The sequence below is a fragment of the Chitinophaga sp. XS-30 genome, from assembly GCF_008086345.1.
Classification (GTDB): Bacteria; Bacteroidota; Bacteroidia; order Chitinophagales; family Chitinophagaceae; genus Chitinophaga.
The window spans coordinates 4,822,336-4,842,156 of record NZ_CP043006.1 but is presented as its reverse complement, the minus strand read 5'-3'; the positions used below and the strand labels follow the sequence as shown (position 1 = coordinate 4,842,156).

Annotated in this window: 15 protein-coding genes; 5 read left to right on the top strand and 10 right to left on the bottom strand. The window is 53.2% G+C overall.

Going from position 1 to position 19,821, the window contains the following annotated elements; genetic code table 11:
• Positions 1 to 7: 7 nt before the first annotated feature.
• The 4 genes from FW415_RS19600 to FW415_RS19585 all read right to left on the bottom strand — a co-directional run bounded on the left by FW415_RS19600 (position 8) and on the right by FW415_RS19585 (position 6,631).
• Positions 8 to 1,294 (bottom strand): RagB/SusD family nutrient uptake outer membrane protein, encoded by a 1,287-nt coding sequence (locus FW415_RS19600; protein ID WP_148388430.1) that lies wholly within the window; start codon positions 1,292 to 1,294, stop codon positions 8 to 10.
• 18 nt (positions 1,295 to 1,312) lie between these two features.
• Entirely contained in the window at positions 1,313 to 4,660 is a 3,348-nt protein-coding gene (locus tag FW415_RS19595) for a SusC/RagA family TonB-linked outer membrane protein (RefSeq protein ID WP_148388428.1), read from the bottom strand.
• Between the two features lie 108 nt (positions 4,661 to 4,768).
• A complete protein-coding gene (locus FW415_RS19590) occupies positions 4,769 to 5,968 on the bottom strand; it encodes a FecR family protein (protein WP_148388426.1) in 1,200 nt (399 codons plus the stop codon).
• A gap of 66 nt (positions 5,969 to 6,034) precedes the next feature.
• Positions 6,035 to 6,631, bottom strand: a complete 597-nt coding sequence (locus tag FW415_RS19585; RefSeq protein WP_148388424.1) for a sigma-70 family RNA polymerase sigma factor — start codon at positions 6,629 to 6,631, stop codon at positions 6,035 to 6,037.
• Positions 6,632 to 6,808: 177 nt separating this feature from the next.
• Here FW415_RS19585 and FW415_RS19580 point away from each other — a divergent pair, with 177 nt between their 5' ends.
• Positions 6,809 to 7,033, top strand: a complete 225-nt coding sequence (locus FW415_RS19580) for a hypothetical protein (protein WP_148388422.1) — start codon at positions 6,809 to 6,811, stop codon at positions 7,031 to 7,033.
• A 6-nt stretch (positions 7,034 to 7,039) separates the two neighbouring features.
• Here the strand turns inward: FW415_RS19580 and FW415_RS19575 are convergent, their stop codons facing one another.
• From FW415_RS19575 to FW415_RS19550, 6 genes are all read right to left on the bottom strand, one after another.
• Positions 7,040 to 8,080, bottom strand: coding sequence for an ABC transporter permease (locus FW415_RS19575; RefSeq protein WP_148388420.1), 1,041 nt, complete (start codon positions 8,078 to 8,080; stop codon positions 7,040 to 7,042).
• Positions 8,064 to 9,038 carry an ABC transporter ATP-binding protein gene (locus FW415_RS19570; RefSeq protein ID WP_148388419.1) on the bottom strand — a complete coding sequence of 325 codons (975 nt, stop codon included), beginning with the start codon at positions 9,036 to 9,038 and terminating at the stop codon, positions 8,064 to 8,066. The genes FW415_RS19575 and FW415_RS19570 overlap by 17 nt, the downstream gene beginning before the upstream one ends.
• 2 nt (positions 9,039 to 9,040) lie before the next feature.
• Positions 9,041 to 10,198 (bottom strand): NEW3 domain-containing protein, encoded by a 1,158-nt coding sequence (locus FW415_RS19565; protein ID WP_148388417.1) that lies wholly within the window; start codon positions 10,196 to 10,198, stop codon positions 9,041 to 9,043.
• A gap of 207 nt (positions 10,199 to 10,405) precedes the next feature.
• Positions 10,406 to 10,912: a VOC family protein gene (locus FW415_RS19560; protein WP_148388415.1), complete on the bottom strand. Its 507-nt coding sequence runs from the start codon at positions 10,910 to 10,912 to the stop codon at positions 10,406 to 10,408.
• A gap of 217 nt (positions 10,913 to 11,129) precedes the next feature.
• A complete protein-coding gene (locus tag FW415_RS19555) occupies positions 11,130 to 12,893 on the bottom strand; it encodes a RagB/SusD family nutrient uptake outer membrane protein (RefSeq protein WP_148388413.1) in 1,764 nt (587 codons plus the stop codon).
• A gap of 156 nt (positions 12,894 to 13,049) precedes the next feature.
• A complete protein-coding gene (locus FW415_RS19550; RefSeq protein WP_148388411.1) occupies positions 13,050 to 16,286 on the bottom strand; it encodes a TonB-dependent receptor in 3,237 nt (1,078 codons plus the stop codon).
• Between the two features lie 694 nt (positions 16,287 to 16,980).
• Here FW415_RS19550 and FW415_RS19545 point away from each other — a divergent pair.
• The 4 genes from FW415_RS19545 (at position 16,981) to FW415_RS19530 (ending at position 19,726) form a co-directional block, all read left to right on the top strand.
• Positions 16,981 to 17,457, top strand: a complete 477-nt coding sequence (locus FW415_RS19545; protein WP_148388409.1) for a hypothetical protein — start codon at positions 16,981 to 16,983, stop codon at positions 17,455 to 17,457.
• An 11-nt stretch (positions 17,458 to 17,468) separates the two neighbouring features.
• Positions 17,469 to 17,963 carry a hypothetical protein gene (locus tag FW415_RS19540; protein ID WP_148388407.1) on the top strand — a complete coding sequence of 165 codons (495 nt, stop codon included), beginning with the start codon at positions 17,469 to 17,471 and terminating at the stop codon, positions 17,961 to 17,963.
• An 88-nt stretch (positions 17,964 to 18,051) separates the two neighbouring features.
• Complete coding sequence (locus FW415_RS19535) at positions 18,052 to 19,260, top strand: exo-beta-N-acetylmuramidase NamZ domain-containing protein (protein WP_148388405.1); 1,209 nt, start codon at positions 18,052 to 18,054, stop codon at positions 19,258 to 19,260.
• Between the two features lie 7 nt (positions 19,261 to 19,267).
• Positions 19,268 to 19,726 carry an SRPBCC family protein gene (locus tag FW415_RS19530; RefSeq protein ID WP_148388403.1) on the top strand — a complete coding sequence of 153 codons (459 nt, stop codon included), beginning with the start codon at positions 19,268 to 19,270 and terminating at the stop codon, positions 19,724 to 19,726.
• The last annotated feature ends 95 nt before the right edge of the window (positions 19,727 to 19,821 follow it).

Genomic DNA, 19,821 nt, shown 5'->3' with positions numbered 1-19,821 from the left:
TTATTCGTTAATAATCATCATTCTGGTCCAGAAGGTTATTCAGCGCCAGTTCGTTCATGGGAAGCGGGAATTTCACTTCCCGGTCCAGCAGCTCCAGTGTTTCTACCGCACGGTTCGTGCGCACCAGGTCATACCAGCGGAACCCTTCCCCCAGGAACTCTTTCCTTCGCTCCAGCAACACGGCATCGAGATAAGCGGCTTCATCCACAGGGTCAATATCCCCAAGCCCTCTTTCGCGGCGCAGCTCGTTCAGCCGGTAAAGCCCGTTCAATCCCTGCCCTTCGGCGCTGATCAGATACATCTCCGCCAGGCGGATGACCACAATGGGGTCTGTGCCGGACTGGCCGCTGGGATATTTGTTCAGTACCCGTAATCCCTGGTAGGTGTCTACAGACATAGCGGCACGCTTGTCATCGCTGCTGAACATATCCATCACCTCCTGCACCGGCCGGTACACATAACTGCCTTTGACATCATGTGCGTAGGTGTAAAAGAGCGTGCTGACACGGATGGATGATTCGATGGTGAGGTTCCTGAAGGAGAAGATCTCTTCATTGTTCTGTTGTGCGCGGAAGATCTTTTCAAAGGCATCCAGACTGAAAAGCCCGCTGGTGATCACTTCTTCTGCGAGCGCGGCTGCTTCCGCCTTTTTGTTCTGCGCCAGTTTTACCCTTGCCAGCAAAGCTTTTGCGGCAACGGAGGATACCTGGTAATACTGGCCTGTTGTAAAGGCGGGAGCATTGTCCACCGCCAATTGTAATTCCTTTTCGATGAATGCCCATACTTCCGCCTCGGTGTTGCGCTTTACCTTTTCTTTGGTATTTCTTTCCAGGATGGGCACACCGCCCCAGCGGGCAACGAGGTTATAGTAAATGTATCCGCGGAAAAAATGCGCAATGCCCGCGATCTCGGTATTGCGTTGGGATTCCGGCAGGGAGGAGGCGACTTCCAGGAGGTTGTTCACCTGGTAAAGCGCGGAATAGTATCCGTTCCAGGGTGCTGACATGAGCCCGTTCTCCGGCCGCAGCACATTGCTGATGAAGGTATTCAGCCCTCCGTCAGATGTGGCGCCGGAGTTGATCAGGTTGCCGCCGACGATATCAAAAGAAATATAGGCCTCCGCACCGGGCGCGTTCTGCACACGGTTGTAAATACCAACAAGGAATGCCTCCACATCGGCGGCGGACAGCGTGTTGGTACCTACTGCGGAATGTGATTTTACATCCAGCATTTTACTGCAGGAGGTGAACAGGCACATGCCGGAAAACAGTACGGGAAAAAGTTTTCGTTTCATGAGAATATTTTGCATCGTTTAGAAATTCAGATTGATCCCTGCATTGAATGAACGCGGCTGCGGCAGCACCAGGTTATCTTCCCCGATAAAACGGGGGTCCATATTGGCGCTGACCTCGGGATCGAGCCCGGAGTAACCGGTGAGCAGCCAGAGATTATCGGCCTGGAGATAAAGGCGCAACCGGCTCACTTTGATGCGGGACAGCCAGGAGGATGGCAGCTCATATCCCAATGATACCGTCCTTACCCGCAGAAAGGAACCGTCTTCCATCCAGCGGCTGGAATTATAAAGATTGTAGCCATGGCTGTAAATGGCGCGCGGTACGGTGTTGCTCGTACCCGGACCGGTCCACCGGTCTTTTACAACGCTTTCGCGGACATTCACCGCATTCTGGCCCAGCCGGTCGATCGTGATCCGGTAAGTGGCATACACCTCCTGCCCGTACATGTAGTTGAGGAAAACAGACAGGTCGAAATTCCGGTAGCGGAACGTGTTGTTCCATCCGCCGTAGAAGTCGGGATTGGAGCTGCCTACGATCTGCCGGTCATTGATGTCGATCTTCCCATCGCTATTCACATCCTCATACTGTACATCACCCGCTCTTACACCGATGGTATGCAGAGGCTCCGGCACATCCTTGTCATCCTGGAAGATCCCGGTCATCCTGTACACCCAGATGCTGCCGATATCGTATCCGACCTGTAATGCACGGTTGCCACCGATGGACAGTACATCGTTATTGCCGATGAGGGAAGTGATCCTGTTTTTCACAAAAGCAATGTTGAAATCCGAGCTCCAGCTTAGCTTGCCGAAGGTCAGGTTTGTGCTCACCGCGGCTTCAAGACCATGATTGAGCATCGATCCGATATTGCTGGTTATGCTGGTGAAACCGGAAGTGCCGGGTATCGGCATATTGTACAGCAGGTTAGTGGTGTTCTTGCGGAAGTAGTCGAGCGTAAGGTTCACGGCGCCGCCCATCAGCCCAAGGTCCATCCCCGCATCGAACTGGTTGGCCTTTTCCCAGGTGAGGGTGTTGTTGCCGAAACCGGTAATGGCGATACCGCTTTTTTCGTTGTAGTTGTACCCGCCTCCGGTAAGCGACTGATACGCATAATTGCTGACGCCTTCCTGGTTGCCGGTGGAACCGTAGCTGAGGCGCAGTTTGAGGTCGGTGCGCGGCATTGTCCAGAACGGTTCGCGGGACACCAGCCAGCCCCCGGAAACGGAAGGGAAGTAGCCGTAGCGGTTATCCGGGGAGAAACGGGACGACCCGTCCGTACGGATAGAAGCGCCAAAGAGATAGCGGCCTTTCCAGGCCAGGTTGGCCCGGCCGAAATAGGATTCCATGGCATTGCCGTACAGGTTCGTGGAGGCATTATTGATGACCGAAGCGGCAGCCAGCACATCAAAGGAAGGCGCGGGAAACCCGTTGCCGTCAATGCCGGTAGTGGATACCGACAGCCGCTGGAATGAATGGCCACCGAGAAGGTCCACTTTCAGCTCTCCGAAAGTGCGGGAATAGCTGAGCGTATTCTCCAGCAGCAGGTTCGTCAGCAGCCTGCTTTCATCCACAATGCGCCCGTTGCCGGTGCCGTAGGGATGTTTCTGGTTGTAGTAGATATAGTCATGTGTATAACCGATATCCGAACCGAAAGATGTTTTATAGGTCAGCTCGGGCGTGAACTTCACTTCCGCAAAGGCATTGCCGAGCAAACGGTAGTTCTTGAGATTGGCAACTTCTTCGTTCAGGATCTGCAGCGGGTTGTGGTACACCAGGTCAGGCGTACCGCCAACGTAATAGCTGCCGTCCGGTTTGTAGGGCCTGTCGAACGGCCTTTGCGGAATGCTTCTGCCCATCACCGTGGAGCCGATGTTGGAGCCCGGCACACGGTTATTGTCGGAATAACTGAAGCTGACATTGATGCCGGTGCGTAACCATGACAAAGGTTCGGTGGTCAGGTTGATGCGTCCGGAATATTTTTTCAGGTCGTTAGTGATCACAGTTCCCTGCTGGTTGAGCATGCCGCCGGAGATGTAATAGGTGGTTTTGTCGTTGCCGCCGGAAACAGACAGATCGATATTCTGCGTATAGGCTTTCCGCATCACCACATTGGCCCAATCAGTATCCGGCAGGCCGGGATAGGGATGATCCACACCAGGAATGAACCTGCTGTTGCCCGGCATGTAACCGTACTGCAGGTTATAGTTGTCGATCGCTTCATTGACCACTTCCAGGTATTGTTCGGAGCTGGCCATTTTGATCTTGCGGAGATTAGGGACTTCCTGCATACCGGCCCATGCGTTGATCGCCAGTTGTCCGCTGCCTTTCCGCCCGCTTTTGGTGGTGATCAGCACCACGCCGTTGGTGGCGCGGGAGCCGTAGATGGCCGCTGAGGATGCGTCTTTCAATACTTCTATGGAAGCGATGTCATTCGGATTGAGTTGCGAAAGCTGGTTCATGGGTGTGCCAAGGCTGGTCATATCCGCGCTATGCGGAATGAGCGGCACCCCATCGATCACATATAAAGGCTCATTGCTGGCGCTGAGCGAGCCGATGCCGCGCACGCTTACCCGCACGGCGCTGCCCGGCATGCCGGAGGAGGAAGATACATTCACGCCGGCAATGCGCCCCTGCAGCAACTGGTCTGGACCAAGCACCGGGCGGGCATTCAGCTCATTCGGCCGGAACGTGCCGATGGAACCGGTCAGCTCCGTTTTCTGCTGCGTGCCGTAGCCGACCACTACTACCTGTTGCATGGAACGGCTTTCGCGCTGCAGCTGTACCAAAAATTCCTTCCTGTCGCCAACATCAATGGACTGGGACGTAAATCCGATATAGGAGAACACGAGTACGGCAGGTGTGTTGACGTTATCCAGCGCGAATTGCCCTGCCGCGTCTGTGAGGGTACCATTGGTGGTGCCTTTCACGCTAACGGTCACACCCGGAAGCGGTTCGCCGTTCGTGGCATCCTTCACCATACCGGTGAGCCTTACCGGCTGTGGCTGAACATCAGCGCCGGTACGCCTGACGAGTATGACCGTGTTGTCTACGATCCGGTAGGTCAGCGGCGAATTTTCCAGGCAGCGTTCCATCACCTGCTCTATAGTAGCATCCTTGAGGCGCAGGGTGACTTTTTTACCAAGCCCGGCAAGGTTTTCATCTCTGAACATAAAAAGATAACTGCTTTGTTTGCGTACGATGTCGAACACCGTTTCCAGGCTGGCATTGTTCACATGGACATCCAGCCGTTTGTCCTGCCCCTTGCCCCTGGCCACAACGGTCAGTTGCAGCCCGCTGAGGAACACGAGAACGAACAGTGCCTTGAGCATGCCTCTCCTGCCTTTCCTGTGTAATGATCGTTTCATAATTTTCGCCGGTTTTTATAAATGCAATGAGAAAATCGGTTTTGTGCATACGTATGGCGTTGCCGGCAGTGATCTGCCCGCTCAGCCTGTGGTTAGTGATAGCGCTGTTTATTTGCTGACCGTAATGGTACGCCCCTGTAAACTGAAATGCAATTCCGTTGTCAGTTCGAGTATTTTCAGCGCCTGGGACAGGTATTCCTGTTTTCGCATGGCGCCTGTTACATGGATTTTTTCGTCTATTCCTTCATCATACCGGATATCTACATCGTACCAGCGGCTGATATTCCGCATAACGGCCGCAAGTTCATCGTTACGGAAAGTAAGGATGCCGTTCTTCCACGCTACGGCATTTTCCGTATCCGCAGGTTTATGCCGCAGCACGCCGGAAGCGTTTTCCAGTATGGATTGTTCACCCGGGGATAATGTAGCCTGGCGGCCGCCGGCTACCACCCTTACCGCGCCTTCGAGCAGGGTAGTGGTAAAGCGTTTTTCGTCCGGATACGCATTGATGTTGAAATGTGTGCCGAGCACCTGTACGTTCATGCCGTTCATTTTAACGAAGAACGGTCTGGCTGCATCTTTAGCCACTTCAAAGTATGCTTCTCCGGAAAGCTCCACGGTACGGTCGCTGCCATTGAAAGATGCCGGGTATTGCAGCGAGCTGGCTGCGTTCAGCCATACTTTTGTACCGTCGGCCAGTTGTACTTTGTATTGCCCTCCTTTGGGAGTGATGAGTTTGTTGATGCCGGTATGGGAAGAGGAGCCGTACACGAGGCCGTCTCCTTCTTTATTCACCTGTTCGCTGCCGGCTGTAATGGGGCCATCCGCTGTCTGTTCAAGCAGGAGAGCGCGTCCGTTGCCGAGTACAAGCTGCGCCCTGTTGCCGCCCGGTGCGATGTCTTCCGTAGCGGGAGTATAGGCGATGGCCTGTTGGGTTGTTGATGATGAACGCGGGAAAATGAGCACGCCGGTGGTGATGATGATGGCTGCAACCGCGGCGGCCACACCAATGGTCCGGAAGCGCCGGTGCATCGGCACGATCTTCGTTTTTTCCGGTTGAATGTGCCGGTGAATGTTTTCCAGTATCGTTTGCTGAAGCCCGTTATCCGGGACGGCAGCCCCTTGTCCGCGGGGATGCGCTTCCTCCTCCGGCACAGCGACGCCCTGCTCCCTGAAGCGCTCCAGCAGGTAGCTTTTCAGCTCCGTGCCCGGCGTATGCTCCAGGTAATGCAGCAGCCAGCGGCACTCCTCGTCTGTCCAGTTTTTTTTGGCCAGCAGCTCACGTATATATGATTCCGGATGCTTCAATCAGATCGTTTTGCCATAAATACACCGGGGTGTACAAAAAGGGGGGCTGCCCTGTGCAGATTTTTTTTATTGTTCCAGAATGGCGGTAAAAAAGGGGATGGTGGCTACCAGCGTCTGCCATTCGGGCTGAAGGTGGATGTATTCTCGGATGAAACGGGTGGCTTTCACAATATGCTCCTTAACGGTGTAGTGGGATATCTTCAGCTCGGTGGCGGCTTCCGCATAGGTTTTGCCCTGTATCTTGCACAGCAGGAATACCTTTTTCCGCTGCGGGGGCAATTGGTCGATGGCTTTCTCCAGCATATCCAGCTGAATGGAATGGACCTGCCAGTCGTCCTCAGTGCCGGGGGTATTGCTGAGGTCCGCTGTTTGCAGCCGCATGCGCAGTACGGAGCGCAGGTGGTTGACAGACCGGTTGTAGCTGACCACAAAAAGCCAGTTGCCGGCCGGCTGGCCTTCCTGCAGGAGCTTCCGGCGTTCCCATAGCCGGATGAAAACTTCCTGCACAATGTCCTGCGCCGCGGTCTCATCCCTGACCAGACGAAGAATATTGGCATATACGGCAGGAAAGTGCTGATGATACAATGCGTCGAACGCTGTCATACTATCTTCTTCCCTTAACGCCCTGACTAGTGCTATTTCTGCTGACTCACTGAACTGCATGCGCTGGAACTGTTTTAAGGCGACAGCAAATATTTGAAATATTGGTTGATTGCCCAGACGAATAATGCCAAATTAATACAAAAATAATATCCGGCGTACATCCGGCACTAAAATCCCGGCCGGCCGGTTTTAGGGATCTTTGTATATTGGGCTTCCGGCCATCGGGCCGTTTATATTATGGAAGATTACATCATATCGGTCAACAGGATCGAAGAATTGCAAATGATAAAAGATATCCAGTCGCTGGAAAGCATCATGGAACGGGCCAGGCGTGCTATTATCGGCGGCGCTGCCGTTATTCTCGTCAGGGAGAGCGCTGGCGGCAAACAGGAAAAATTCGATGCTATTACGGATGAAACCGGATTCCGGCAATACCGCGAACGGGTGTTCCGGTATTTGTGATCCCGCCTACCTCGAGCGTATCTCCTTTCTCATAAACGAAAAATACGACAGGGCAAAGCACAGCACCGTTGCGGCCACGAGACCCGTAAGCTGCGGCCATGTCAGCAACAGGCTTTGTCCCAGCGGCAAAGGACTGGGGATGGCGCCGTACACCTGTTCCATCGTTAATATCCCGAGGCTACGCACCGAGGGCATCAGCAAGGTAACGGTGGCATCGCTGAAGAGTTGACTGGGCGCAATCCGCAAGAGGTTCTGCACCAGCTCCCGGTATTGTACAATATGCTGCGGCGCTGCTGTTTCCGGCGGCATGATGGCTTTGGCTACCAGGTTGATGATCATCGGGTAAAAAACGGTGAAGAACAGCCATACCGCAATAGCGGTCAGCGCGGAGGTAGCAGCCTGCCGGAACCTTACGGAGAACAGGATGGAAAGGTTCAGCCAGAACGCTACATACAGGATATTCAGGAAGAGAAAGAAAATAACCCGCAGGAATTCTCCGGCCGTAGGCGGGATGCCCGTTATGATCAGCCCTGTGCCCATCACGAGGAAACCAAGCGCAAAGAACAGTACGCTGATCACCGTCAGGGCTGCGGCAAACTTGGCATTGATCAGGTAGTCCCGGTGAATGGGCTGCGCCATAATGCGGCTGAGCGTTCCGTTGTTCTGTTCAGCATTAATGGCGTCGAATCCCAGGCTGATGCCTAAGAGGGGACCAAGCAGACCAATGAATACATGAAACGGCGGAAGGCTGCCGTCCGAGACGGTGAAGAGTTTCAGGAAAAGGAATGAGCCATCAGGATCATCGGGCTTCAGCGACCCGGCAATATTGGTGACCGAAGTATATAACGAAGCCAGGCATGTCAACAGGATCAGCCCCAATAATATGTTGAAACGCCAGCTGCGGACGTGATCGGATATTTCCTTGCGCACCATTACCACGAAGGGATGAGGTGCGTTATCCGCTTCGCCCTGCAGGCGAAGGAAGGCCGGACTGATCATCGTCCGCCAGTCTTTCAGCAGCGAAATGGCATTATGCAGTTTGTTCATAAGCTGTGCTTCCTTCAAAATATCGGTTATATATATCATCAAGCCCGTACTCTTTTTTATGCAGATGGAAGAGTTGCAGGCCGGACTGTACCGTCAGTCTGGCAATGTCCGCCGCGGCATCCCGTGAGCAGCCGATGTGAAACATACCCTCCCTGAATTGTATCGAACTGATGCCCTGGATATCTTTCAGCATCTGTTGCAGCTGGTCTGTTGCAGGAGGATGCCCGGCTGCGGCAGTGATACCGGCGTGGATGATAAATGGCTCTCCGGTGAAGAGCTTTGCGGAAAGAGAGGGGATATCCCCTTCGGCCAGCAGTTTGCCCGCAACGAAAATGCCCACCCGGTCGCATACCTGCTGTACCTGGTGGAGGTGATGGGAGGAGAGCAGTACGGTAAGTTTTTCCTCACGGCTGAGTTGCAGGATAAGGTCCAGGAACTCGCGTACGCCCCGCGGGTCGATGCCGAGCGTAGGCTCATCGAGGATGATGATCTCCGGATTTTTGATCAGCACATCCGCCAGCCCCAACCGCTGGCGCATGCCGCGGGAATAGGTGCCGGTCTTCTTATGCTCCGCTCCGTATAGCCCTGTCCGTTTGATCAGTTCCATGGCGCGGTCATTCGCTTCGCTGGCGGGTATCCGGTTCAGCCTTGCTGTATAGACGAGGTTTTCCAATCCCGTGCGATTATCATAGAATCCCACTTCGTCCGGCAGGTAGCCGACCTTGCGTTTCACTTCGAGGGGATTTACGGTGGAATCGATGCCGCAGACTTTTACGGACCCGGAGGTGGGTTCTGTGAGCCCGAGCATCATGAGAATGGTTGTGGATTTTCCGGCGCCGTTAGGGCCGAGCAGCCCGAACACTTCGCCTTTCCGGATGGAGAGGTTCAGCTGATCAACAGCTGTCAGCGTCCCGTACTTTTTGGTAAGGCCGTTGAGCGCGATGATGCTTTGTTCCATATTTACCTTCTTCCGTATTTCCTGAACAAACGGTACACGCTGCCGAGGGCAACGAGTATGATCAGTATGCCGACCCATCCCCATAACATCGACGTCTCTACGGAGATCCTGAAAGATGCCCGTGAGGAGACCTCCGGCGTTTTTGCTTCGAGGTTGGTAACATAGTCCCCGGCAATGGCTTTTCTATCGGCTTTGATGGTAGCAAACACCTTTGCTGATTCGCCCGGCCCGAGCTGTTCCACTTTTTTGGGATCGAAGGTCACGTCCCATTTGGAGGGCGCGGCAAACTGCATATCGATGTTTTTCAGGGCGGCGGAACCGGTATTCCTGACAACAAGTTCCACGCGTTTGCTGTCGCCTGCGGTGATATCCGTGCTGAGCAATCCCTGCGGAGTGGTCAGTTCCAGCGCATACGAACCGGTGATGCCGGCTTCCAGCTCCAGGCCTGCGGAAGTGGATTCGGATGCGGCCACAACCGGTATTTTGTAATTGCCTGCCTTCAGCTGGTCCGGCGGGTCTACTTCGATAGTGATATCCTGTGTGCGGTTGGCTTCCACACTCACGGAGGAAACCTGCTTGTAGTTGGCTTTGAACACCACATTCCATCCCTGCGGCGTATTGGCGCGCAGCGCGTACACCTGGTTATCCGCCGTGCGGTTCCGCAAGGTGGCGGTATAGGTGAAGGTGGAGTTGGCAGCGCCTTCCATATTGGCCTGGCCTGTGGAGAATTCCGTTTTGAAGGTGCCCTGCTCGGATACGATCACGGACAACGGCAGCTGTGTGAGCCCCCTTGCCAGTACCTGGAACCGGTAGGCGCCTTTGTTGATCTTCAGCGGCACCTGCACCTGCAGGGAGAGGTTCTTCTTTTCACCCGGCAGTACAGCGATCTGGTTAACGCTCCATCCACCGGATTTCAGTTCATAGGTCCAGTCTTTCGGTAATCCTGTTACGGCAATATCGGCGTTCTTTACCGTCTTGCCGTTATTGATCACATCGATGGAATAATCGATAGACTGGCCGGGAGGAACGGAAATTTTCGTGTAAGGAGTGTACAGCGTTACGTTTTGCGCTGAAGAGATGCTGTGGAATCCGCTCTGTAATAATCCCGCGAATAATAATGCGCGTAATGGTTGCGTCAGTTTGTTGGCACGTGCTGGCATAAGAAAATTCAGTATAACTTTCAGTGACTAACAGGTACGGCAGCAAATTTATAAAATGATTCAAAAATCAAAAAAATATTTGGAATTTTTTTTTGCGATGCAGTGAAACCTTTCTCGCAAGCATGTTTGAGAGGAAAGGGGAATGAAAAAATGCGGTCTGAAAAACCGCATTTTTTCTATTGTCATACGCTTCTGCGTGCAGTTTTTCTATCGTGCATACGCTTCTTCCAGCGGTGCGATATCCAGCTTTTTCATTTTCAACATGGTATTCATCACGTTGGCAGCCTTGCGGGGATCCTTGTCCAGCATCAGTTCCGTCAGGATAGTGGGCACTACCTGCCAGGAGAGCCCGAATTTGTCTTTCAGCCAGCCGCACATCTGTGCTTTGGGATCACCGCCTTCACCGAGTTTGCTCCAGTAATGATCTACTTCTTCCTGCGTGTCGCAGTTAACGATAAAAGAAACGGCTTCATTGAACCGGAAATGCGGCCCGCCGTTGAGCGCCACAAACTCCTGTCCGTCCAGCAAAAACTCTATGATCATTACACTGCCTTCCGGCATGCCGTGAATGTCAACGCCTTCTTTGCCGTACCGGGCTATCCTGCTGATTTTGGAGTTCTTGAAAATGGACAGGTAGAAATTCACGGCTTCTTCCGCATTGGTGTTGAACCAGAGATTGGGAGTTATTTTCTGGTTTGAGATTCGCTTTTTCATATGTTGTGTTTTTAGCATTAGGAAATTTTTGATGTTGTCTATGCAAAAGTAGCGTTGTTCATTTCGCCCTGCGAGGTGCTAAAAGGACTTTCTCACGGGGTTTTTGCGACATGATTTACCGGATACAGCAAGGCGTCCAATAAAGCTTAAAACAAAGCGCTGATCAGCAGTCCGTATATCGGCAGACTTTTGATCAGCGCTTTTTTGTTATGCCGGGTTATTCCAGGGTGGGATCAAAATCCCCTCCCCAGTTGGCATTTTGTTTCAGGTTGTGGTTACGGTCCAGTACATCGCTCTGGATGGGGAAGAAATAATACCGTTCCGGCAGCGAGGTGGTCCGCACACCGGAGAGTGGCACCTGCAGAAGGCTGTATCTGAAATCCTCTTCCGTCAGCTCGTAGGCATCTGCTTTGTTGCGGGCTTCGCTGATGGGCATATCCTGCCCGTTTGGCTGAATGGCGATCGCTTCCACGCCGTGTTTGGTGAGGCCGTCCAGCCGGTCCAGCATGCGCAGGCGGCGCAGGTCCCAGAAACGATGGCCTTCAAAACAGAACTCAATATTCCTTTCCGCCAGAATGGCTTCGCGCATCGCCTCCCGGGTAGTGGCCACAATGCCGTAGTTGCCATCGGTTCCCTGTTCTATGCCCGCACGCTGCCTTATCTGACGGAGGATGTCCATCGCATCGGCCAGCCTGCCGGTTTCATTGGCCGTTTCTGCATAGTTCAGCATCACTTCCGCAAACCGCATCAGCACAAAGTCCACATCATATTGCTGTACTTCCGATTGCGCCAGCCGCAACAGGCTGTTCTTGAGAATGAAGAAACCTGTATACCGGTTCAGGTTGGTGGAGTTTACCCCGGCTGCCGGGTTGATGCCGAAGTCATCCAGCTCATGCGCAACGCCCAGGGCGGTGTACTGGCGCTTGCCCGCTTTACCGGATACCGGGTAAGGTTTGCCGTTCCATACAATGGATTTCCCGAATCGCGGGTCCCGGTCTGTCCAGTAGTCCTGCAGAAACGCCGCATCCGTCTTGTAGTAAGCACCGGCGGGATCATTGTACAATTTCCCGTCCTTCATCGGGAAAGCTTTTACAAATTCCCAGGTAGGGCAGGAGTTGGCCGGGCCGCGGCTTTCAGATCCGGGCCTCACGCCATTGTCCCATTCCGTGGATTTATTCGGATAGGCGTTAATTACGGAGAACACTACCTCCGGCCCTTTTTCCTCCAGCGCAATATTGCTGTAGTCGTCCGTCAGCCGGTAGCCTTGCGCCAGCAGATCATCGTATGCCTGCTTGTTGACGGTATATGCATCATTCCAATAAGCATTGTTCCAGGGATTGGAAGGATTGAACTGGGGCGAAGCTTTGTACAGCAATACCTTCGCTTTGAAGGCGAGCGCAAAATTCCCGTCTATCTTGCCAAAGTCCGGGGAGGAAGAGAGAATATGCGGCGGCAGCTTTGCGATGGCATCGTCAAGGTCTTTGATGATGAAGTCGAAACACTCGGCGGTGGAATTACGCGGTACGTACAGGTCGTCCTCATAACGGTCCTGCGGTACAGTAATGTAAGGCACACCGCCGTGGTACATCACCATCTGGAAATAGGTCCAGGCCCGCATGAACAGTGCCTGGCCGGAGATGTTATCTTTCACATCCTGCGCCAGCCCGCCCTGTTCAATATCTACGATGGCCTGGTTGATCAGCCGGATGCGGCTGTAGTTCCAGCTTTTGAACTCCCCGTTGGAGACGGTGATCCTGTCCGGGTAGAAGTAGATCCCCGCCAGCTGTTCGCTTTTCTGTTCCAGACCGGGGCTCCAGTTGCCGAACATGGTGTAGAGGTTGGCCATATAGGCATTCGCCAGGTTTGCGTCGTTCCATACCTGCTCAGGGCTGTAGTTGTTGATATCTTCGATATCCAGCACCTTTTTGCAGGAGGCGGATAAACCGGCGATCAGCATGATTGTATAGACTATCTTTTTCATGTGCTTATAATTCATTTAGTGGTCACATGGAATCTCGCATGGTGGATAATCATTTCAGTGTGTGTCGAATGCGTCATGCTCGATTTCATCAGTTTATTTTTGATGGCATAACCGGGAAAACAATTTCCAGGGAAATATTTTCAGGTGTCAGCCTTTCTAGAATCTCAGATCCACCCCGAAAGTGAATGTTTTCATCACGGGGTATGAATCGTAGTTTTTCTGTTCCGGATCATGGAATTCTTTCATTTTCGAAATGGCGAACAGGTTGGTGCCATTGAAATAGAACTGTGCGCTGGTCAGTCGCATGGCGGACATCCATGATTTGGGAAGGTTGTAGGCCAGGTTGAGCATTTTCAGCCGGAGGTATGCGCCGTTTCGTATCCAGAAGGAGGTGGCGCCTGTGCCCGATTCAAACCAGTTCTGGCCGATCGGGCGGGGGTATTTGCCATCCGGGTTGTCCGGCGTATATACATCGGAAGCCCAGATGGGATAGTACGGTCTTACCGCACCGCCGTGCTGGCGCATGCCGGCGCCTTCCTGGTTGCTGATGATCCGGTCGTATGCGCTCACACCCTGGAACAGCGATTGCAGGGAGAAATTCTTCCAGGCCACATTCAGCCCGATCCCGAAATTGATACGCGGTGCTGCGTTTTCGGACAGCAGTTGTACATCGTTCCCGTCTATCTTGCCATCCGGCTCCGGTGAATAACCATCGCCACGTACATCTTCGAAGTAGAGGCCGCCGAGGTAAGGTTGCCGGCCGTATTGTGTAAAACCTTTTGCCAGCAGCTCATCCAATTGTTCCTGTGTGCGGATGATGCCCAGCGCCTTCAGCCCGATGATACGGTTGGCCGGCCTGCCGATCCTGGATTCGAAATGGCGAAGCCCGCCGGGCCCGAAAGCCGCGGTTTCATCGTAAATATCCCAGCGGTCACGGGCGTATCCCACATTGGCGGTAACGGAATAATTGATCTGGTTGCCCACGGCCCTGTCCCGCCACTCCAGGAACAGTTCGCCTCCGCGCCAGGAGCGCGCCGCATAGTTCTCCGGGGCGAGGCTTTGGCCGTAATTGTCCGGCAGGGTCACCAGTCTTGAGCCGAGGATATCGGTTTCCTTTTTGATGAAGAGGTCCAGCGTGCCGCTGAGCCTGTTTTTCAGCACCGCTACGTCCAGCCCCACATTGTAGGTGGTGGAAGTGGCCCAGGTGAGGTTGGGGTTGGGTGTTGCTCCCGGTGCAATGCTGCGGTACAACCTGTCCCCGAACATATAGCTGCCGGCATTGGTGTAAATATAGTTGTAAGCGAATGCACCGATCTTCTCGTTGTTCACATCCAGGTCATTACCCGTTGTGCCGTAAGAGGCACGTAGTTTCAGATCGTCAAATATGCGGGTGGAGTTCTTGAGGAATGCTTCTTCGGAGAGGCGCCATGCGGCGGAAACCGAAGGGAAGAAGCCCCAGCGTTTATGGCTCGGAAAGAGGGTGTTCCCGTCGTACCGGAATGAAAATTCCGCAATGTAGCGGCTGTCGTAATTATAGTTCGCACGGCCTATCCACGACTGGCGCGCGCCAAGTTCTTCCCATCCGTTCGCTTCCCGCATCTGGCGGTCTGATGAATACACGAACATCTGGTCAAATGAAGTTACGGGGTTTTCTCCCCGCGCGAAGGCCGCATATCCGCCGTTCTCCGCTTGCTCGAATACCAGCAGCGCGTCAATGCCGTGTTTGCCGAAAGTGCGGTTGTAGTTCAGGAACCAGTTGAGCTGATAATTCCAGCCGGTGGTGATCTCGTAGCTCATGAAAGGCTGGTTCTGGCTGAAGGTGAAGATGTTGATCTTGTCCGGATCGGGAGGGCCGGGAATGAAGCGGTTGCCGTCAGGGTCCGCCTGGTTGAATACATAGTTCTTCTGGAAGGTCAGGTATTTTTTGCGCATGAAATCTTCCCCGGTATAACTGCCGGTAACCTTTGTGGAAAGCCCTTTAATGAATTGGTCCAGCTTGATGTCCAGGGAGAGGATGGAATTCAGTTGCCGCTGCCGGGTACGGATATAGCGGTCCCCGATAACCTGGTCTATCACGCTCCAGGCCTGCCAGCTGCCCATGGGCGTTTGCACGGGATACGGCGTTACGTAGTTGGCCGGAGTGCCGTCCGCTTCCGTATAAAAAGGATAGGTCTTGGGCCAGTTGAAGGTTACGCGGTAGAGGTCGGATACATCAAAGTCGTCATCTCCCGTGAACGGCCAGTAAAAGCGGTCGAGATTCTGCTGGTTGGCCGAGATATTGAGGTTCACGCTGACGGCATCGGAGATCTTTGCGGTAACATTGCTGCGCATATTGAATTTGTTATGGCCGAGGCTTTTGTAAGAGCCTTCTTCCCCGCGGTAGCTAAGCAGTGAGTAATAGGAGATCTTTTCGCTGCCGCCGGTTACGCTGAGGGAATGACGGTGGCTGTAAGGGTTCTGCCAGATGAAGTCATGCACATTATAACGTTTGTCCCTGAAGTAATCGAATTCCTCCTGGCCGTTGGGAATGGGCGTGCCGTTGAATTCTGCAACACGGTTCTGGTAGATCAGCTCATCTTCCGCCGTGGTGAGGTCTGACAGCAAGGTCATGGTAGGCCGGGCGGTGGTGTAGTTGGACTGGAAATTGAAGACCGGTTTCTGGCTGACACCTTTTTTGGTGGTGACCAGTACAACGCCATTGCCCGCGCGGGAGCCGTAAATGGAGGCCGTGGCAGCGTCTTTCAGGAAGCTGATCTGATCTACTTCCGCCGCTTCCAGCGCGTCAAAAGCCTCCTTATCCCGCACGATTCCGTCGATCACAAAAAGCGGATCGCCGAAGCTGCCGCGGATACGTACGGAGGAAGTGGCGCCCGAGAGGCCGGAGGTATTGGTTACGTTCACGCCCGGCGCCCGCCCGGCCAGTGTGTTGGAGAGGTTGGAGGGGGCGATGTTGTTCAGGTCGGCGGCGTTAACAGCAGTTATGGCGCCGGTAAGGTTCACCTTTTTCTGGGTGCCATAACCCACCACCACTATTTCATCCAGTCCCTCTGCGCTGGATGAGAGCACTACGTCTATGCGTGTTCTTGCGCCGACGGTAATTTCCCGGGGATTGTAGCCGATGAAACGGAGTACCAGTACGGCGCTGGTATCCGGTACAGCAATGGCAAATTCACCATTGACATCGGTGACCGTGCCCTGGCTGCTGCCTTTTATGCCAACGCTTACGCCCGGCAGGGTAGTGCCGGTTTCGTCCGTCACTTTGCCGGTGATGCGCTGGCCCTGTGCCAGGGAAACAGCTGTACAAAAAAGCAGTGAAATAGTCAGCATGAATAGCCGGCAGGCCGGTGGGCAGTTGCCGGAAGACCGGAATGGTCTGTGGATAGAATTGATCATGATGAATGAGGATTTAGTTGATGGTTAAATGTTTTGCAGATGGCGTGAGTTGGCTGCTTCAAGGGCTGCGTGATGTTGGTATCATACGGACGGTTTTTTTGCGAATAGCGAAAGGGTTTGTCATTGCCCGGAAGGCATAACAATAGCATCGGCGGAGCAATTGTTCCGCACATAAGGTCTTGAATCTGAGATTTCCCGCAGCGGTCTGCTGCGGTTAAAACGGAGTCAGAAACAGGTCAATAAAGATGACCGGTACTAACAATGTCGAGTAGCGAAAAAATACTTGTCTGGTTTAAATCTGGTTTTAATGTTTTTCAAAAGCATATGATCCAATACTGCACGGCTAACATCTTCACTGCAGTCTATAAAAGGAAACCGGGTTGACTCTCTGCGCTGTTCGCCGCCGGGTTATCGGTGCTGGCGGGTTTCTCGGGTTTATCTTTTGGTATCCGTTATAATATTACAACAAATCGGCGGGTTTTTATAACGGTTGGGGATTTTTTGGACGGGAGGGGTGGAGTGTGTGGGGATTTTTATCGATATCATCTTCAATTTGATATTGTATAGCCATGCGTTCATTTTTGGCGAATGCGGAATAATTATCCCCCGGTCGTCAAGCCAATACCACCTTTGATGTAAATATCCAAACACATACCTGTTTTCTCGCTACGTTTGAGCAACTAACATTTGAATTATGCGATCAACGCTATTCATCCTGGCCGCTGTCGCCTGCCTTTCCGCCCGGGACGTAAGCCCGGGTACGGAAGTCTTCGCCGGCAGTACGTTATGTGGCGGCATCATCAGGCCGCTCCTCAACATTCCTCCTGAAGCCGATTGCGCACTGGTGGAATGGAAGCTGACTTTGTACCGCGATCCCGTTACGCAGAAACCTTCTTCCTACAAGCTGGAAGCTGTTCACCGCTTTGTGGTCAAGGCAACGAATATGTATTCCAAGCCCGGCACTGCAACAAGCGCGGAAGGCAAATGGATCATCATCAAAGGAACAAAAAACGATCCCGAAGCTATCGTCTATCAGCTGGATCCGGGCATACCGCAGCGCCAGATCAGTTTGTATAAATTTTCGCCGGACCATTTGCATGTGCTGGACAAAAATGGTGCGCTGATGATCGGAGATGGTTCAGCCAGTTATACTTTAAACCGTATCCCTTAAAACAAGGAGTTATGAAAATCTTTATCCTGCTGATGACCGGACTTTGTTATGCACTGGCGGGCGCGTACGCGCAAACGGCCACTTATGACAATAAACCAATGCCGGCTTCCTCCGGGCGACTGGTACCGGAGGGGCCGGATGTTTACGGGGTTTTTGATGCCAAAACACCGTGCAGGGAGTTTTCGGTGAGTTACAAAGTGCCGGTGAGACCGGAATGCTTTAAAGTAAAATGGAGGCTCGTGCTGTTCCGGGATTCCATCAGCAAAGATCCTGCTGGTTTCAGGCTGCAGGGCCTGGGCAAAACCTGGGAGGGCAAATGGAGGATCCTAAAAGGAGCAGCCGGGCGCCCGCAGGCAACGGTGTATCAGCTGGACCTGGGTGCGGAGAATGGGCAACTGTTCCTTTTCAAGGGAGATGAGCATGTGCTTTTCTTTCTGGACCCGCAGCGGCATTTTCTGAAAGGGAATGCAGATTTCAGCTATACGCTGAACAGGGTAGAGAATTAGTATCTGCAACGAGCGGAACTGTCCCGAGGCTCACCGGTCTTTTATACGATAAAAGTATTAAATTACAACTCTAAATACTCTTTATTGTATGAAAGCAATCCTCGCGCTGATATTGTTTGCAGGCATCTGTACATCACAACAGCATGTCCATAATACTCCCCCTGCGCCCACAGGCATCATCACCGGCGCGGACCAGACGGAAAAATACATTTCATACCTGAAGGGCAAAAGAGTGGCCGTGCTGGCCAATCCTACCACCATCATCGGCAAGCGTCATCTGGTGGACAGCCTGATGGCTGCCGGTATCAACATCGTAAAAGTATTCGGGCCGGAGCACGGTTTCCGGGGCAATGCCAGCAACGGTACCGTAGTGAATGACGAGACCGATCCGGCAACCGGCATAAAGATCATTTCCCTGTATGGCGCCAAACGCAAACCCACAAAAGCGGACCTCGCCGATGTGGATGTCATGATCTTTGATATCCAGGACGTAGGTTGCCGGTTCTATACCAATATCAATACGCTGCGCGATGTGATGGAATCCTGCGCGGAGTATGACAAGGAACTGCTGATACTGGACAGGCCCAATCCCAATGGGTACCTGGTAGACGGCCCCGTGCTGGATATGCGGCTGACTTCCGGTATCGGGAAATTTCCCATCCCCATCGCTCATGGCATGACCAACGGCGAATTCGCGCAAATGATCAATGGCGAGGGATGGATGGCCGTCAAAAAGCCCTGCCGGCTGAAGATCATCCCCGTAGCCAATTATACGCACGATATGCCTTACGAGCTGCCGGTCCCGCCGTCGCCCAACCTGAACACCCAGCAAAGCGTCATGCTGTATCCCGCGATGTGCCTGTTCGAAGGCACCATTCTCAGCCAGGGCCGAGGCACCTATTTCCCCTTCACCGTACTGGGCAGTCCGGCGCTGAAAGGCCGCTACGACTTTTCCTTTACACCGGTAAGCATACCCGGCATGAAGGAAGCACCGCTGCATATGGACCAGGTGTGTTATGGCGTGGATTTCAGAGCATACGATATCAACAAGCTTCGCCGGTCCGGGCGCATCCACATTCAATGGATGATCGATATGTACAAGGCTTATCCGGACAAACAGCGATTCTTCGATCGGTCACAGAGCAGGGAGATCGGGGATATCAACAAGCTCTCGGGGGATTATGCGTTCAAAAAGCAGATCGAGGAGGGCAGATCTGTGCAGGAAATACAGCAGTCCTGGGAACCGGGGCTTTCTGCTTACAAGACCATGCGGCAAAAATACCTGTTGTATAAATAAACATCATTTGGCCAGAACATATGTCATCCGGTCCACGCAATTCCTTCCGGTTACCCTGGAACGAGCCTGGACATTTTTTTGCGATCCCGATAATCTGCGGCATATCACCCCGCCGGATATGCGGTTTACCGTGAAAAACGGCCCGCATACCGGAAAGATGTATCCCGGGCTGATCATCGAATACAGTATTCGCCCTTTACTATGCATCCCGGTGTACTGGATGACGGAGATCACACAGGTAGCCCCGCTTCGGTATTTCATAGACGAACAGCGGTTTGGCCCCTACAGCTTCTGGCATCATCAGCATCATTTTGAATCGAAGGACGGTGGTACGGAAATGACAGATATTGTACATTACCGGCTCCCTCTTGGCCCCCTGGGCACACTGGCGCATCGGCTGTTCGTCCGTAAACGGCTGGAGGCGATATTCGATTATCGCCGGAAGATCGTCCCCTCGTTGTTGTAGCATCATCCCGTCCGGCAAGCCTGTTTTTTTGTCGGGATTATACCTGCTCATGCATGACAGCAGCGTTAATTTCGATGATACCAAATAAGCTATGA